Below are 16,321 nucleotides of genomic sequence, written 5' to 3'. Positions count from 1 at the left end.
CTTATCTCAGGCAAGGGCTGTCATCCGGTAAGACCATCGCCAGCGCCTGATGCTGGACTTCAAAACGAATTTTCTGAGAACGATAAGGTTCACCATCCAAGTTGAGTGGTAGCGTTTTCGGAAAATCGATTTCCAGCCAGTTGGTTTTCAAGTGGACCACAAACTCACCGTTTTCCTTAGGATTTTTGATCTCTTCGATCACCTGAGGTAAATCGTGTGGCAAGAATGGCCGGACTACGGTGACGTCCATATCGCCATCGTTTATTAGCGCGTAAGGAGCCATCTCTTGTCCACCGCCAGCCAGACGGCTGTTGCAAAACGCCCCGACCAGAATGTCACCAGTCCAGCTTCCCTTGCTTACGGATAAAGTGCCTTCATATGGGCGAAACCCCAGAGCTTTTACAATACCAGTCAGCGTATAGGCGCCACCGCCGAGGAAGTTTTTTAATTCAATCGGAGTTTCCGCGGTTATCTCGGCCCCAAACCCTGCTGCCGCGACATTGATAAAACAGCGATCATTGGCTTTCACGTAATCTATCTGATGGGTTTGCCCATGGATCGCCAATTCAAGCGCAGCGGCTATGGTGGTGGGAATGCGATTCGCAGTAGCAAAGTCATTGGCTGTTCCCATAGGGATCACCGCCAGCTCTGGTCGTTGCTCGTGAGCAAGTGTGTCTAACGCATTCACCGCTTCGTTTAGCGACCCATCCCCGCCCGCGACCAATATTCGTTCAATTCCGTCCTGACTGGCTTCTTCAACCAAACGGAGCATATCGGCCGATTCCCAGGTAACACGAACCTCTAAGGGCTCCCCCTGTTCGCGAATCGCGAAAATAGCCTCTCTTAGCGCCGGTTCGCCAGCTTTCTTGCCATTTAGAATAGCTCTGAAACGTTTCATCATGACTCCTGTCTACGTGCCTATCGGTTCATATTACACCAAATATTCTGTCATTAAGGTTAGTAAGTCGTCAGGTTTCCTCTGGCACCTCTTTTGGCCAATTGTCAGTGCGCTGTAAAAACGTGATCCCGGACGAAACCTGATGACATGACGAAACCTAAACATGGATAGTCGCGCCAAATGAACTAGGGTTACATTACGTGTTCGTAAAAACAAGGAGACCAAAATGGCGGCAATCAGACAGGAAATCCCACATCGAGTGACGGTTTACCATGATAGCGATGAGCAGGAAAAAGAGCTGAAAAATGCGATGCTTCCTGAAAAGCCACGTTACTTTAATGGTCACCCGACTTATCGGGGAGAGAACTTAGAGGAGTTCAAAGACCGGCTGGATGCGTTAGGTATGTCTGTAGATATGTGATTCACGACAGAGAGTTGTAACGGAGTGCCAAGGCACTCCGTTTTTGTTTGGGAGGTTAACTCAGCGTTTTACTCATTAGCAACAGATCCCACCAACGGCCATTTAAGTAACGCGTCCCACGTTCAAGAGCGTAAGTTTCAAACCCAAGTGAGCGATAACAATGTAGTGCGGTTTCATTGTGTGTAAAGACCGCCAAAGATGCATTCAAACAGTTATACTGCTCTCGGGCTTTATCCATGACCAGAGTCAGCATGCTCGAACTGTACCCTTGCCCACGTTTGTCTGGTGAAACGAATACCCGGCAAATCCGGCAACTTTGTGCTTGTAAAATAAACAGTTCGACAAATCCAACGGGTTCACCTTTATCCATCAGCACATAGGGTTGCACGTTCTTCTGGGCGCAATGTTGCCGAATCTGTTTGTGAGTCAACGGAAAACGGTAACATGGCCCGCCCCATAAGAAATTCAGCTCAGCATTATCTATCCAATTTATGAGCAACGGATAGTGCTGCTCCTCAAATGCGATAAGCTCCATTCAACCTCTCCCGTACAAACACCTCTCATAACTATATGAAAGTCAATGTTATAGCAAGACCTCCGAGAGGATCTGCTTATAGGTTGGTTACGTTGAGATAGGTTTCGGCTTTCTTTGGCAGATAAATACTGAAACACGCCCCTTGGGCAGGTTCAGACGTGACTCTGATTTCTCCGCCTGTTTGGCTTAACAGACTTTGAGAGACAGACAGGCCCAGCCCTGTTCCGTCGCGTTTGGTGGTGTAAAATGGATCAAACACTCGCTTGAGGTGCTGTGGCCTGATACCACATCCTTCATCTTTTACATGAATGATCGCGCCGCACACCTCTTCGTTTTCAATCCAGTCTTCACTAATAATTGTCAGACACCCTTCGCCTTTCATGGCGTGAATGGCGTTCATTTGCAAATTGACCATCACTTGCAATAGGTGATGACGGTTCACTTCAACCGGGGAATGGGCGTCCAGATGAGTTTCAAACTGAATATCGCGTTTCTTCGCACCAGTTTTTACCAACGTAATGCTCTCATCAATGATCGGATTCACGTGTTGCCAGGTGACTTCGTCCTGCACGCCGCCCTGACGGCTATACTGTAACAAGCTGCGTGTAATGTTACGAATACGGTCAATTTGAACCATGATGGCTCCAATTTCTTCGTCAACCCTTGCCGCTTCGGGGCCCAGTTCAAATTTTATCAGTTCCACGTTACCCAGGATTACGGCTGTCGGGTTGTTGATCTCATGAGCAATGCCTGCGGTCAGTTCCCCCAGTGCTGCCAACTTTTCGCTGACCACTAGTTTATCTCGGGTTTGATGGAGCAACTTGATGTGCAGCTCCAACTGTTCGGTTTTCTCCGACAAGCTGGCTGTCCGTTCCGCCACCTTATTCTCCAACTGCTTCGCGGCACTTTTGACTTCTTCTCTACGAGCATTGAGAGAGTCCAGCATGTTGTCAAACTGGCGTGCGAGCTGGGCAAGTTCATGCTCTTTATCCAATCCCAGCTCACCAATACGTTGATGTTTGCCAATCTGAACCAGCTTCACCACTCGGTGAATACGTTCAATCGGTGCGAACAAATCCCGTGATCCCCGATAAACAGCGAACCCCGAAACAAGCAATAACACCAGTGTCACAGTGCCAATCTCAAAGATGTTCGTGACGTAGGCCTCTAAGAAAGGCCACATCAGATAGCCGGTATACAACATGCCGATGACATTATTGTACTGATCCCTGATTGGTTGATAGGCCGTGATGTACCAGGCATCGTATACATACGCCAGATTGACCCACTCTTTCCCGTGCGTGAGGACGACGCGTCGGACTTCTTTTGAGACTCGGGTACCAATCGCGCGGCCAATACGATCATCGCTGTCGAGCGGCACATTAGTACTGACTCGCAAATCATCTAAAAACAGTGTTAACGTGCCGACCGGACGTAGTGAGTTTTCTTTGTCGGGGTAGATCAGATCACGAATCTGGTCGACCAACACGGTGCTGTTGTTCAGCAACAGCCCTCCGTCCAGAAAGCCGATAAGATCATTATGCAGGTTATAAACAGGTATCACCGTCCGACTGATCAGACCGCGGCCTTCGATACGCTGAGTCTTAAGGATCGCGATTTGCGCCCGGCTGGCTAAGTTGGGGTCAAGCTCACTGAGCTCTTTCTGCGTCAGGACATCAAAGAATGACGCTTTGCGCGTCAAATCCAGGAAGCGGAATTTTTTATCTATGGTGTCCACAGTATGAAAACGCAGAAAATCCAACCCATAACGATTTTTCTGTTGTTGCACCCATGCGGTAAGCTCAGCGGGATCGGAGAGCTGATTAACGTGATTACGAAACGAATATGACTCAGCAAAAGCCCTCACAAAATTGGCCTGTTTTTGCTGCAACAGTGTGATGCTGTTGCTGGCAACGCCAAGGCGTTCGGATACGTCAATCAGTGCACTTTTCCAGGTGTAGTGAATTGACCAATAAACACTGATGGCAATTAAAGCGATCAGCGTAAAGACGATGGGCGCTGAGGTAAGGATCAGCAGGCGGTAGCGCACCATGATTTTGAACCGGTAACGCCACTTGGCCAGCCACCCATGCTCAGCCGACATAGGAACTCCCTTCCGCTTCCCACTCTTTGAACTTACGCTCCAGCGTTTTACGAGCTACGCCTAATCGTCTGGCGGCAGCAGACTTATTGCCATCATGGGCATCGACAACTTGCTGAATATGGGCTTTTTCTACCTCTTTGAGAGACCAGTCGTCTGGGTACCCTTCTCCCTGATGCACTTGCTCTTCTTGCAGGTTGAGCAACTCTGCACCACTCGACACTGTCATGGAAACGTGTTTCGCGGCCTGTACATCACGCCATTGGTGCGCTGGCGGTTTGCCCAGAAGAATACAGCGTTCAATCTGGTTTTTCAGTTCACGGATGTTACCCGGCCAGTCGTATTCGTTCAGCGCCAGAATATCCTCATGAGCCCATTTTGGTTTAGGTATGCCCAACTCCGTCGCCAGCATGTGGGTAAAGTATGGCACCAGTTCCGCCAGATCGGTCTTGCGCTTTCTCAGTGGTGCCACTTCTATGCGCAGCACATTTAAACGGTAATAAAGGTCGGATCGAAAATGCCCGTTCTTTACTTCCTCCTGCAGATTACGGTTGGTCGCTGCCACGACTCTCACATCCACGGCCAGCTCTTTTTCTGTACCAACCGGCCGAATGGTGCGTTGCTCCAGAACACGCAGCAAAGCCGATTGCATTGACAATGGCATTTCACCAATCTCATCAAGAAATAACGTTCCTCCATTTGCGACGCGAAACAGGCCCTCACGGCTTTTCTTGGCCCCCGTAAACGCGCCTGAGGCGTGGCCAAATAGCTCACTTTCCAGCAGCTCGGGGGCAATTGCCCCACAGTTGACAGGCACAAACGGCCCTTTTCGGCCGCTGGCTTCATGGACACCACGCGCGACCAGTTCTTTCCCGGTGCCGGATTCTCCTTCAATCAATACGCTGGCTCTGGAAGGGGCAAACTGTGTAATCAACTGTTTGAGCAGACGGGTTTTTTCCGATTGACCAACGATCTCCGTTCTGATGTGGCGCTGCATGTCTTGGTTGAGCGCGTATTGCATTCGCTGTTGAACACGTTTGTCCATGCAGCGCTTAACCGCGGAAAGCATTTGATCCAGGTTAAACGGTTTCAGGATGAAGTCCGACGCACCGAGCTTGAGCGCCGAAATTGCGGTTTCCAGATCTGCGTAGCCGGTCATAAAGATAACGTCGGCGGGTTTGTCTTTGTCATGAAACGCTTCTTCCCACTCAATACCTGACCGCCCCGGTAAATTGATGTCCAGAACAATCAAATCGTAATGATTGGCTTGTCTGAGTTGCTCAGCTGCTTCCACACATCCGGCGCAATCCACGCTGGCAAACCATTTTCCCAACGCTTTTTTCAAAATAGCCTGCATTCCCGGTTCATCATCAACAACCAGAACGGAAAAGGCGCTGTACAGTGAAGAGTGGTTAGATTCCAGTGACATAGACAAAAGATCTCAGTTCATTTGAATGGGACAGAGTGTACCAACTTTTCTTAATGTCAAAATAGTAAACATGCGACATTTTGTCCCAGCTCAACATTTATGTTCATTAAATCACTGAAATTGGTTACCTAATGGGCCAAACTAAGTGTTGAGAAGTTGGCACCCTACTTGCTGTATCGACGCTAACAACCCCGTTAATACTCACGTTGAGGGAACACACAACAATGAAAAACATTACGCTTTTGGCGACCACTATTTTGGCCGTTACCAGTTATTCTGTGTCTGCCGCGCAAGATACGTCACACATTCGCCTCGCTACGACCACCAGTACCTATCATTCAGGTTTGCTTGATTACTTGCTGCCTCAATTTGAAAAAGACACAGGTTACAAAGTCGATGTCATCGCAGCCGGCACGGGCAAATCGCTCAAAATGGGTGAAAACGGTGATGTGGATTTGGTGATGACCCACGCGCCGAAAGCGGAGGCCAACTTTGTTGAAAAAGGCTACGGCGTGATGCCTCGCAAACTGATGTACAACGATTTCGTGATCGTCGGACCGAAAAACGACCCCGCGCATATTGCGGAGCAAAACAATGTTTTGGACGTTTTCAAGAACATTGCGACGTCTGACGTAACCTTCATTTCTCGCGGCGATGACTCGGGCACAGACAAAAAAGAGAAAAATCTCTGGTCACAAACCCGAATGGAACCTAACTTTGGTGGCTATAAAGCCGTTGGACAAGGTATGGGTCCTACGCTGAACATGGCGTCGGAACTGCAGGGATACACCATGTCGGATCGCGGTACCTGGCTGGCCTATCAGAACAAACTGGATTTGAAGATCCTGTTCCAGGGCGACAAAAAACTGTTCAACCCATATCAAGTTATTCTGGTTAACCCTGAGCGCTATCCAAGCATCAATTATCAAGGTGCGAAAGTGTTCAGTGACTGGCTGGTTAACCCAAAAGGTCAGCAGTTGATCAACGAATTCCGCCTCAATGGAAAACAGCTGTTTGTCGCTAACGCTAACGAGAAGTAACTCTTGATGAGTTTGTGGCAAACGACACAGGAAGCCGTCGGGCTTTTACTGAGTCTGGATAAGGCATTGTGGGAGATTGTTGCGGTCTCTTTTTCGGTGTCTTTGTCCGCTATATCGCTGGTGCTGCTGCCAGCGATTCTGCTTTCCTTTGTCCTTGCGTATACCGAGTTCAAAGGAAAGTGGTTTTTGTTGTCGATAATCAACACCATGCAGGCCATTCCCACCGTCGTAATTGGCTTATTGTTGTATATGATGCTCTCCCGCTCTGGGCCGCTGGGCAATTGGGAAATGCTATTCACTCAAAAAGCGATGATTTTCGGCCAAATGCTGGTTTGTTTCCCAGTGTTGGTTTCTATGATGCATGGCGCACTTCAATCCAGTGATCGACGGGCCATAGAAACAGCCATCACACTGGGTGTTTCGACGAGTCGCATAGCAGCAACTATGATTTGGGAAACACGTTTTCCTCTGATGGCAGCAACGATTGCGGGTTTTTCTCGCATTGTCACTGAAGTGGGTTGCTCCATGATGGTCGGTGGCAACATTATGAGCGTGACCCGGAATATCCCGACCGCCATTGCACTGGAAAGCAGTAAAGGCGCTTTTGCTCAGGGCGTGGCACTTGGAATTGTGCTGCTCACCCTCGCGTTGGTGCTTAACTTTTTGCTCAGCAGTATGCGTGGCAAAGGTTATTTGAGAACGTAAGGGGTCGTATGACGATAAAAATAACTGCAACTCAGCTCTCGATGCGATTCAAAGAGCGAGTGTTGTTCCACATACCTGAACTGTCGATCGGTCCCAATGACGCCATTTATCTCAAAGGCGATAATGGGGTGGGTAAAACTACCCTATTGAAGATTTTGTCTGGCTTGCTAAAGCCGACGACAGGCGCTATTCATGCCCCGGCTGACAGCTGGTTAGCCAAATTGACCCGCCGCGCTGGTCGAAAAGATGTCACGTACCTGCACCAGTCCCCTTACCTTTTTGATGGCAGCGTATATCAAAATGTCGTTTATGGTATTCGCTTTCAAAAAGAATCCGCAAAAGATAAGCGAGCTCAAGTCATCACTGCATTGCGCATGGTAGGGTTGGAAACACTCGCCGACGAACATATTTCGGTATTGTCCGGAGGAGAAAAGCAACGTGTGGCGATGGCCAGAGCCTGGATTCTCAAGCCGTCCATCCTATTGATGGACGAACCAAGTGCATCGCTGGATCAAGAGTCGATTGAGCGTCTCGTGATCATGGCGAAAGACATGCTGTCGCGCGGAGCAAGTTTGGTGATCACCAGTCATCAGGCGAATGCCCTGACCGAAATCTGCAAAAAGCAGTGGTGGATCAAGGACAATACTCTGGTAGAGTCGCCGTTGTTACACATTATTCAAGATTCAGTACAAGAGAATTCTTATGCTAATTCCAACGCAAACTAGTTGGGTGATTTTGGCTGGCGGACGGGCCAGTCGTATGGGTGGTAAAGACAAAGGACTGATTGAACTCAATGGAGTACCGCTGGTTCAGCATGTGCTGAACAAACTCGTATCGCAAACATCTCGTATCATCATCAATGCGAACCGCAATATTAGCAGTTACGCAGAGCTCGCCCCCGTCGTCAGTGACACGTTTCCGGACTATCCCGGGCCATTAGGCGGCATCCATGCCGGGCTGCAATTCGCGAATACAGACTGGGTTGGTTTTGTCCCCTGTGACAGTCCTTTTGTTTGCGATGATCTCGTCGAACGCTTCTGCCGTGCAGTGAAAACCGATACCGATATCGTTGTGGCACATGATGGTGAACATCAGCAACCCGTATTCACGCTATTTCATAAGCGCGTGCTGCCAAAACTGATCGCCTTCCTGCAACGCGGCGATCGCAAAATCATTCTTCTTTATCAGGAGTGTCATACTGAATATGCAGATTTCAGCGATGCTCAGGATTGCTTTATCAATCTCAATACACCGGAAGAACTGGCTCAATTTGGAACTTTGCAATCATGACCATGACACTCCCCTCGATTCCACTACTTGGTTTTGCCGCCTACTCCGGCACTGGCAAAACGACCCTACTGGAAGCGCTGTTACCCAAGTTGACTGATGCCGGACTTCGCCTCGGTGTTTTAAAGCATGCCCATCATAACTTCGACGTCGATAAACCGGGAAAAGACAGCTACCGACTGCGTAAAGCCGGTGCTTCTCAAATGCTGATTGCATCGCGAAATCGTTATGCTCTGATGACCGAAACCCCGGACGCTGAAGCTGAGTTCAGTTATTTGCTCAGTCGTTTTGATGTTAACAGCCTGGATCTCATTCTGGTCGAAGGGTGCAAGAACATCGCGTTTCCAAAAATCGAACTGCACCGTGACGCGGTAGGCAAACCCTGGCTTTATCCCAATGATGACAACATTATTGCTATCGCAGCTGACTCAAGCGTAGATTCCGCCATGCCTCAATTGGACATTAATGATTTGGACGGCATTGCCGCGTTTGTGCTCAACTATGCCAACGGGTCAGTCCGGCAATCAAAGTCACAAGTCGCAACCTGTGATACCCTTTCGCCCGCATTTCTTTCGGTCGCACAAGGTCAGGAGCAGATCCTAACTCAGGTCACAGCTATTGATTTGGTCGAAAAGGTCGCACTTGAACACGCCTATGGCCGCGTATTGGCTGAGGACGTTCATTCACCAATCAATGTGCCGCGATATACCAACTCGGCTATGGATGGATTTGCGATTCGATCTCAAGACATTGGTCTCGACCGCTATCAGGTAGTGGCTGAAGTGATGGCTGGCTATGCCTACGACAAGCCTTTGTTGGCTGGCCAGGCGGTAAAAATCATGACAGGTGCTCCGACACCAGAAATGGCGGATACCGTGGTCATGCGTGAAGCTGCCACCATTGACGGTGACACTGTCACGCTATCGACTCATCAAATCAAGCCAGGACAGAACGTTCGTCTGGCTGGCGAAGACCTGTCTTATGGACAAACGGTCTTTTCCGCTGGCACACGAATCAGTTCACCTGAAATGGGGATGCTGGCTTCGCTTGGGTTAAGCCGCTGTCCTGTTAAGCGCCGTTTGCGAGTGGGTGTTTTTTCTACCGGTGACGAAGTTCAGGCTCCCGGCGAGACGCTGGGTGAAAATACCATTTACGATTCTAACCGTTATACCTTAATCGGACTTCTGACCAACCTGAACTGTGACACCGTCGACTATGGCATTTTACCAGATGATCAGCAGACGATGACCAACGCGCTTCAACGCGCATCACAAGAAACCGACCTGGTGCTCACATCGGGTGGTGTTTCGGTCGGTGACGCCGACTATATTAAGCTGGCGCTGAAAACATTGGGCCACATCGACTTCTGGCGCATTAACATGCGCCCGGGCCGGCCTCTGGCGTTCGGGCATCTGTCTCAAGTGCCATTTTTCGGCCTGCCAGGTAATCCGGTTGCTGTTATGGTGTCATTCATTAACTTTGTTGAACCGGCGATTCGTAAAATGCAGGGCGAAGTGGACTGGCAACCTTTGAAAATGCCAGCCATCGCCATAGAGTCGCTGCGTTCACGACAAGGACGAACAGAATTTACGCGCGGAGTTTACGAACTGAGTGCGCAGGGCCAGTTACAGGTTCGAACCACAGGTAAGCAAGGGTCCGGAATTTTGCGTTCAATGAGCGAAGCCAATTGCCTGATTGAGATTGATCCGGCCATTGATACAGTAAAACCTGGAGAAAGCGTGACAATCATTCCGCTTCAAGGCAGAATCTAGCGCAAATGACATTCTAAGGTCGGCTCCGCTGGCCTTTTCTTTTTAAGTGAACACTATGGCACGTACAATTATTTATACTTACCAGGACGAAGAGAAAACCCTGACTTTCTCTTATCAGCAACACCGTAATATCCACGAAGCGGTGGCTGAAGCCGAAGGGATCGATCTGACTGACTTTCTAAAAATGGAGCTGCAGGTTGAAGCGGTTTCCGATACCAAAGCCGTTCGCAACTATCGTGACAACCACTTCCGCAAGCTTGGCTTCGGAAAAATTGCATTGCTGCCAAAAGAAAACTTCGGTGTGGGTAAAAAACCAAAAGCGTAGCCGCGCCTCTGGAGAAACAGAAAGGGCTTGCATCACGCAAGCCCTTTTCGTAACTAGCGAAGTTACTTAATATTGAGGAATGCCGCTCCGCGCACACCACCGGAATCTCCGTGTTTGGCTTTGATGATTTTTGGACACTTGGCAACCGACAATAAGTACTTCGGTACACGCTTAGGCATCTCTTCGTAAATCAGTTCGAAATTAGATAACCCGCCGCCCAAAACCACCACATGCGGATCGTTGGCGGTAAAGATATTGGCAAAGCAAATCGCCAGTAACTCCATAAAGCGTTCTACATGCTCGACGGCATTAGCTTCACCTTGTTGATAAGAGTGAATAATATCGATGGCTTTTTTGGGTTGAGCAAAATAGTGCTCATAGATCAATTCAAAGCCGCGACCAGACAAATAGCTGTCTAGGCATCCTTTTTTTCCACAGCCACACCCTAACAAAGGCGCGTTGTCTCCCAGATGAAACCACGCATCAATGGGCAGGCGCATGTGGCCCAACTCACCTGCGACGTGATTGCGACCCGAAAATACTTTTCCTTCATACACCAGACCACCACCAAACCCAGTGCCCAGGATCAAACCCATTACGGATGGTTCGTCCTTCAGCTCTTCGTCCCAGGCTTCAGATAAAGCAAAACAGTTGGCGTCATTCTCAATTTTGACGCTGCGGCCGATTCTGGCTTCCAGATCAGCACGCAAAGGTTTACCTTTGGCCGCTGGCACATTGACGGTCAGTACGGTGGCGTCATCCGCGTCTTCCATACCGGGTAATCCGAGGCCAATTTTCCCTTCACAACCAAACTGCTGATCGTATTTTTCGACCAGCCCCGCAATCGTTTCGACCAATAAGTCGTAGTTTGCTGTCGGCGTCGCAACACGTTCCGTTGCCACACGCTCGAGTTTTTCATTAAACGCACCAAATTCAATTTTGGTACCACCGACGTCAAAGCCGTAATACATGCAGGTTCTCTCCGTAAATATATCAAGCCCAAATCCGGGGCAAAAAAACAAATAATGAGTGCATTATCCATATAGCTACGCCTACAATCCGTGACCAGAGGCAGATTTACGTCCGCCCCTGAGCTGATTGCACAAGGAGCCATCAACAAAACTGTCACTTTTAGAGTGACTTCGCGCTTTTATTTATGTTCAAGGAAACGTTTCAGCGCTGGTTTCGATAGATCATGCTTGAATCGTGTCTTACTCAGTAGGTAACTTTCGCGAAATGCTTCGAACCACAGACTGAGCGTTTTGGCAGTAGCCTGCTCCCCTATCTGCTCAAGGACCATGGCCGCGACCTCCACGGTTGAGAGGTGCGTGTCATTGTCAGAGCGCCGCATCATGTATTGAGACACAACGTCCGGTGTGACCGACAACACTGGCAGACCATTCAGGTAAGGTGACTTGCGGAACATTCTTCTGGCCTCCCGCCAGCTGCCATCCAGCAGAATGAGTAGCGGTGTTTTGCTCGGTACAAGGTACGCTTCAGCGTCAATGAGCAGACGCGACTGATCTTCTACGTAGCTGTCAGGAAAAATCACCACCGGTTGATAGTGTTCATTTTGCAGTAACTGAATGATTTCTGAGTCCGGTTCGGTCCTATTCCATTGATAGACATATGTTTCTTTAACCGTATCCGCAATCAAACGACCGGTATTGCTTGGTTTAAACACCTCGTTATCAGAAACGAGCAACAGTATCGCAACTCCTGATTCAACATCGGGTTGGTGGGCACATAAACAGTGCTGGAGCGACACCTGACAATACTGGCATCGTTCTACTTTGGCCCCCCTGGCATTGAACGGTTTCGTGGAGAGCGACAGACGATGTTGAAAGAGGCGGTGGAAAGCGTGAATTCTCATTAATGTTAAGTTTATGCTGTTTTATGGGCGGCATTGTACTTAGAGTAAATACAGATTCAAACAGGAACCTATTATGAATAATCCGGAATGGATTCGACTGAGCTTTTTTCTGTCTGTGCTGGTGATATGTGCCCTTTGGGAATGGGCAGCACCGCGAAAAGTACTCACGCAGCGTAAAAGCACTCGTTGGCTGAACAATCTAGGCATTGTCGGACTGAACAGCTTGTGCCTTGCCCTGCTTATGCCTGTGTTGGCTGTTGAAACCGCGATCCTCGCTCAGGGTTCTGAAATCGGCTTATTCAACCATGTTGCGTTACCAATCGGAGTAGAACTGGTTCTATCGGTGCTGTTGCTTGATCTGGCTATCTATGCTCAGCACATATTATTCCACCGCGTTCCTTTGTTGTGGCGTTTACACCGTATGCACCACGCGGATCAGGATATTGACGTCACCACGGGATCGCGCTTTCATCCAATAGAAATTCTGTTGTCGATGGGCATCAAAATCGCACTGGTTATTTTATTAGGACTTGACCCTCTCAGCGTGGTGGTTTTTGAAATCATCCTCAATGCCAGCGCGATGTTTAATCACAGCAATGGCTGGATGCCACTGAAATGGGATACTGGATTACGCAAACTCGTAGTCACACCAGACATGCACCGCGTTCATCATTCTGTGATTGAGCGAGAAACGCATTCTAATTTCGGTTTTTTTCTGTCAGTTTGGGATCGTCTGTTCGGTACGTACCGCAGTCAGCCCGAACAAGGCCATCAAGGTGTGACAATCGGTTTGCCGCTGTTTCGTTCCGAGCGTGAACAATGGCTGGATAAAATGCTCACCCAGCCGTTTCGTAACCACGAATAATACAGACCGCTACAGTTCATATTTGTGCAGCATGGCTTGTTGGTGCCCTGCAATATCGGCCACCTGTTCCGAGCTTTCGACCATGGCTTCAAGTTGTCGCTTGGTCTCCTGGCCTTGATCCGACACGCGAGTGATTGACTGGCTGACATCTGCGGTTGCCCGCTCCTGCTCTTCGGTCGCCACGGTAATCTGCTCCACACGTTGGCGGATGTGATCAACGGCTTGTTGAATGTCTTCAAAGGCCGTTTTGACCGCTTCACTTGATTCAAGTGCGTGGGCCATTTCTTGCCTTGATTCCGTCACGGCGTCTCGAGACTGTTGCGCCGCTGCAACCAGTTCCCGCATGCGTTCGCGAATATTGGCCGTTTGCATCGAGGTATCACTGGCCAATTTTCTCACTTCATCGGCAACGACGGCGAACCCTCTTCCCTGTTCCCCAGCGCGAGCGGCTTCAATAGCAGCATTCAAAGCGAGTAAATTGGTATTTTCTGCAATCCCCGAAATCATATCGACCATCTCGCGGATCTGTTTAACCCGGTTATCCAGCTCAACCATAGATGTTTCATTCTGATTCATGGATGTTTCGAGCGACTGCAGACGCTGGCGGTTCTGCTCAACCACTTGTACACCGCGCGCGGAATGTTGAGCTGCCGTTTGCGACTCAGCGTAAGATTCGTTGGTCACTGACGCAATTTCTCTAATTGAGGCTTCGAGCTGAGTAATGGTGGTCACCATACTGGATAACGATGCGTTCTGCTGTGTCAGGCTCTGATTGGACTGTTCTGCGGCGTTGTGGCTCAGTTCTGCAGTCTGGTATAAGGTCTCACAGTTGCTGGTTACGGTGATCAGTGATTCACGAGTCGACGAAATCACCTGATTGAGTTTCATCGCGACGTCTTTTAGCTCTTTGGGGCCTTGTGCGGCAACCTCTCTCGTAAAATCGTGATCAATTAAATGACCTAAATGGCGGACAATGTGACGTAGCCCTCGGTTAATCCAGGTTCGTAGCGTAAACCAGGAGCCCAGAATCAACATAACCAGTGCAACGCCACTTATCACGACAGTATTCAACACGCTGTTAATCGTACTGTGAACCACATTTTCACTCTCGGCGATCAACGTTTGCGCGGTGGCGGAAATGGCGTTTAACAAATCCACTGTTTTGCTGGCCACCTCTGCCGCTTCTTTAATTTCCTGTTGTTGGATTTCGGCTTGTTGGAGCTTAGACAGGATTTGCTTCAACACACCGTTTTCTTCAAACCCTGACTTCACCATGTCATAAGGTGCTGTCAGACTGGCAAACTCAGTGACATCGGGGTGCCACTCTTTGAAGTCGTCATAAGCGAGATTAATCCCGGCGATGCGGTTACGCATCTCTTTGTATTCTTGCTCAGCATTGTGCAACTTGGTCTGCACCATCATCATTAAGAAGGTGCTCTCCATTGAGCTGGCGCTGGCAATAAAACGATTAGCTGCATCGGCGGACTCAGGGTTGTCCACCGCCAGGAACGAACTAATGCGGTTCATCTCTGGGCCAATAGAACTCAGGCCATAACGAAATGATACTGTCTGTTCGTCAATGATCTGTTGTTTGTCCAGCAAAGCACGTTGTGTGGAGAGAATAGACGACGATAAGGATTGCAATCGAGAGATATAACTCTGCAGCGATTGCTTTTGCTCATCGGTAATGGCGTCACTGAAATTGTCGGCAATAGTAAAGACATTGCTTACCAATTGTTGAGTCTCAGAGGCCAATGTATTGATGTTATTGGTCATTGATGTGAGTTCATCAGCACTCTGAGCCCTGGAGCCGTAGCTTAATTGCTTGACCTGCTCTAAGATGTTTTGAGTCAGGCGGGCGTTATTCATCGCAAGCGGCAAGGCTTGCTCTGATAAATTTTCAAACTGCTGACCAAGGCGTTCAACGCCTCTGGAGCTCATTACTGACATAGTGATCACCAGCAATGCAGTCGAGACGAAGATGGCGCTGATCGCTTGGATCAACGACACAGACCATCTCTCGGAATGTAAAGTAGTCATGGGCGCACTTAAAAGTTAAGGTTTTTTAATACAAAAGTTTAGGCACGCCAAATGGTAAAATTTAAATATGACAAATAGATTTCATTCAAGGACTAGATGCTAATACTATCAATGTATAAACGTACGATTTTCTTCATTTTATTCTCTGCAGCAGGGATACTTTCAGGCTGTTCTTCGAGCGACTCGGTGGATCGAGCCAGCGCACTTCCTCAGGATCAAGTTAATACGGTGACGCCTTATCGTCAGCAGATTCAGGCCAATCAGGCTCTGCGTCAGTCTTTTATGAAGGTATTTCAACGTTGGAAAGGGGCGCCCTACCGTTTGGGGGGAGAAACTAAAAGCGGTGTAGATTGTTCGGCCTTTGTGCAAATTGCCTACCGGGATGCTAATAATCTCAGCTTACCGCGCACCACCTGGTCTCAAGCAAAATACGGTAAAGAAATTGAGTATGATAATGCCCGAACTGGCGATTTGGTTTTTTTCAGAACATCACGAACAACGCGTCATGTCGGTGTTTATCTGGGCAACAAGCAATTCATGCATGCATCGACGTCAAAAGGAGTGATTATATCCAGATTGGACAACCCGTATTGGGCCTCTAAGTTTTGGCATTTCAGGCGGGTAAGTACCCCGCCCCTTAGCAATTAATCGTACGTCGCAACAGCGGTATCGAACAGGTTTTTTACCAGTGCAATGTACTCATCCAGAAACTCTATTTGGCGGTTCGTTGCCGGACGAGACCATACTCCCGCCAATACCTCACCGAGATCCTCGACCACAGAATCCGCTTCTTTCAGTAATTTGAAGCGCACGCTAGAGTGCAACTCTGGGTTTTGCTCGAAAATGGCCATAATATTGCTGGCAACCATATCGGTTACGACATCTTCGACGCTCTCTTTACCGGTATCACTATTGTCGTTGGTAAAGATATCCAGATTCATTGCTAAATGCTCAATCAGAGCCAAGTAGCCATCGGTTTCTACAACCACGTATTCTCTCCGTGTAACTTCAGCCCACAGGCGTTGATTTT

The 16,321-nt window shown here is 48.8% G+C and carries 17 protein-coding genes; 9 read left to right on the top strand and 8 right to left on the bottom strand.

The genetic code is table 11. From position 1 onward, the window contains the following. Position 1: 1 nt before the first annotated feature. Entirely contained in the window at positions 2-898 is an 897-nt protein-coding gene (gene yegS / locus CAG65_RS09585; protein WP_161453490.1) for a lipid kinase YegS, read from the bottom strand. A gap of 226 nt (positions 899-1,124) precedes the next feature. Between yegS and CAG65_RS09580 the strand changes: the two genes are divergently transcribed. Further along, entirely contained in the window at positions 1,125-1,319 is a 195-nt protein-coding gene (locus CAG65_RS09580) for a hypothetical protein (RefSeq protein ID WP_021703301.1), read from the top strand. A 55-nt stretch (positions 1,320-1,374) separates the two neighbouring features. Here CAG65_RS09580 and CAG65_RS09575 read toward each other — a convergent pair whose 3' ends face one another. From CAG65_RS09575 to CAG65_RS09565, 3 genes are all read right to left on the bottom strand, one after another. Beyond that, complete coding sequence (locus tag CAG65_RS09575) at positions 1,375-1,854, bottom strand: GNAT family N-acetyltransferase (protein WP_021703302.1); 480 nt, start codon at positions 1,852-1,854, stop codon at positions 1,375-1,377. Between the two features lie 76 nt (positions 1,855-1,930). Next, on the bottom strand, positions 1,931-3,958 hold the full coding sequence (locus CAG65_RS09570) for a sensor histidine kinase (RefSeq protein ID WP_443098386.1): 2,028 nt from the start codon (positions 3,956-3,958) through the stop codon (positions 1,931-1,933). Continuing rightward, entirely contained in the window at positions 3,948-5,384 is a 1,437-nt protein-coding gene (locus CAG65_RS09565) for a sigma-54-dependent transcriptional regulator (protein WP_202599330.1), read from the bottom strand. Before CAG65_RS09565 ends, CAG65_RS09570 begins: the two co-directional genes overlap by 11 nt. Before the next feature lie 224 nt (positions 5,385-5,608). Between CAG65_RS09565 and CAG65_RS09560 the strand changes: the two genes are divergently transcribed. From CAG65_RS09560 to CAG65_RS09535, 6 genes are read left to right on the top strand one after another with little or no spacing between them, the layout of a single operon-like run. Further along, positions 5,609-6,424 (top strand): substrate-binding domain-containing protein, encoded by an 816-nt coding sequence (locus CAG65_RS09560; protein ID WP_161453488.1) that lies wholly within the window; start codon positions 5,609-5,611, stop codon positions 6,422-6,424. Between the two features lie 6 nt (positions 6,425-6,430). Beyond that, on the top strand, positions 6,431-7,129 hold the full coding sequence (locus CAG65_RS09555; protein WP_021703306.1) for an ABC transporter permease: 699 nt from the start codon (positions 6,431-6,433) through the stop codon (positions 7,127-7,129). 8 nt (positions 7,130-7,137) lie between these two features. Next, complete coding sequence (locus CAG65_RS09550; RefSeq protein WP_161453487.1) at positions 7,138-7,854, top strand: energy-coupling factor ABC transporter ATP-binding protein; 717 nt, start codon at positions 7,138-7,140, stop codon at positions 7,852-7,854. Continuing rightward, positions 7,832-8,419: a molybdenum cofactor guanylyltransferase MobA gene (mobA, locus tag CAG65_RS09545; protein ID WP_161453486.1), complete on the top strand. Its 588-nt coding sequence runs from the start codon at positions 7,832-7,834 to the stop codon at positions 8,417-8,419. Before CAG65_RS09550 ends, mobA begins: the two co-directional genes overlap by 23 nt. Further along, entirely contained in the window at positions 8,416-10,188 is a 1,773-nt protein-coding gene (locus CAG65_RS09540) for a bifunctional molybdopterin-guanine dinucleotide biosynthesis adaptor protein MobB/molybdopterin molybdotransferase MoeA (RefSeq protein WP_161453485.1), read from the top strand. Before mobA ends, CAG65_RS09540 begins: the two co-directional genes overlap by 4 nt. 55 nt (positions 10,189-10,243) lie before the next feature. Further along, positions 10,244-10,513 carry a DUF2960 family protein gene (locus CAG65_RS09535; protein WP_161453484.1) on the top strand — a complete coding sequence of 90 codons (270 nt, stop codon included), beginning with the start codon at positions 10,244-10,246 and terminating at the stop codon, positions 10,511-10,513. Between the two features lie 62 nt (positions 10,514-10,575). Here the strand turns inward: CAG65_RS09535 and nagK are convergent, their stop codons facing one another. Continuing rightward, the gene (nagK, locus tag CAG65_RS09530) at positions 10,576-11,484 is read right to left on the bottom strand and encodes an N-acetylglucosamine kinase (protein WP_161453483.1); all 909 of its coding nucleotides are present in this window, start codon (positions 11,482-11,484) and stop codon (positions 10,576-10,578) included. A 179-nt stretch (positions 11,485-11,663) separates the two neighbouring features. Beyond that, entirely contained in the window at positions 11,664-12,386 is a 723-nt protein-coding gene (locus CAG65_RS09525; protein WP_161453482.1) for a tRNA-uridine aminocarboxypropyltransferase, read from the bottom strand. Between the two features lie 73 nt (positions 12,387-12,459). Here CAG65_RS09525 and CAG65_RS09520 point away from each other — a divergent pair, with 73 nt between their 5' ends. Then, a complete protein-coding gene (locus CAG65_RS09520; protein ID WP_021703313.1) occupies positions 12,460-13,251 on the top strand; it encodes a sterol desaturase family protein in 792 nt (263 codons plus the stop codon). 9 nt (positions 13,252-13,260) lie between these two features. Here the strand turns inward: CAG65_RS09520 and CAG65_RS09515 are convergent, their stop codons facing one another. Further along, entirely contained in the window at positions 13,261-15,291 is a 2,031-nt protein-coding gene (locus CAG65_RS09515) for a methyl-accepting chemotaxis protein (RefSeq protein ID WP_161453481.1), read from the bottom strand. 111 nt (positions 15,292-15,402) lie between these two features. Between CAG65_RS09515 and CAG65_RS09510 the strand changes: the two genes are divergently transcribed. After that, a complete protein-coding gene (locus CAG65_RS09510) occupies positions 15,403-15,939 on the top strand; it encodes an NlpC/P60 family protein (protein ID WP_202599332.1) in 537 nt (178 codons plus the stop codon). Here the strand turns inward: CAG65_RS09510 and CAG65_RS09505 are convergent. Then, positions 15,936-16,280: a DUF3802 family protein gene (locus CAG65_RS09505; RefSeq protein ID WP_161453479.1), complete on the bottom strand. Its 345-nt coding sequence runs from the start codon at positions 16,278-16,280 to the stop codon at positions 15,936-15,938. The genes CAG65_RS09510 and CAG65_RS09505 overlap by 4 nt on opposite strands. Between the last annotated feature and the right edge of the window lie 41 nt (positions 16,281-16,321).

The sequence above is a fragment of the Vibrio sp. V39_P1S14PM300 genome, from assembly GCF_009904765.1.
Taxonomy (GTDB): domain Bacteria; phylum Pseudomonadota; class Gammaproteobacteria; order Enterobacterales; family Vibrionaceae; genus Vibrio; species Vibrio proteolyticus.
This window is presented reverse-complemented; position numbering and strand designations above follow the sequence as displayed.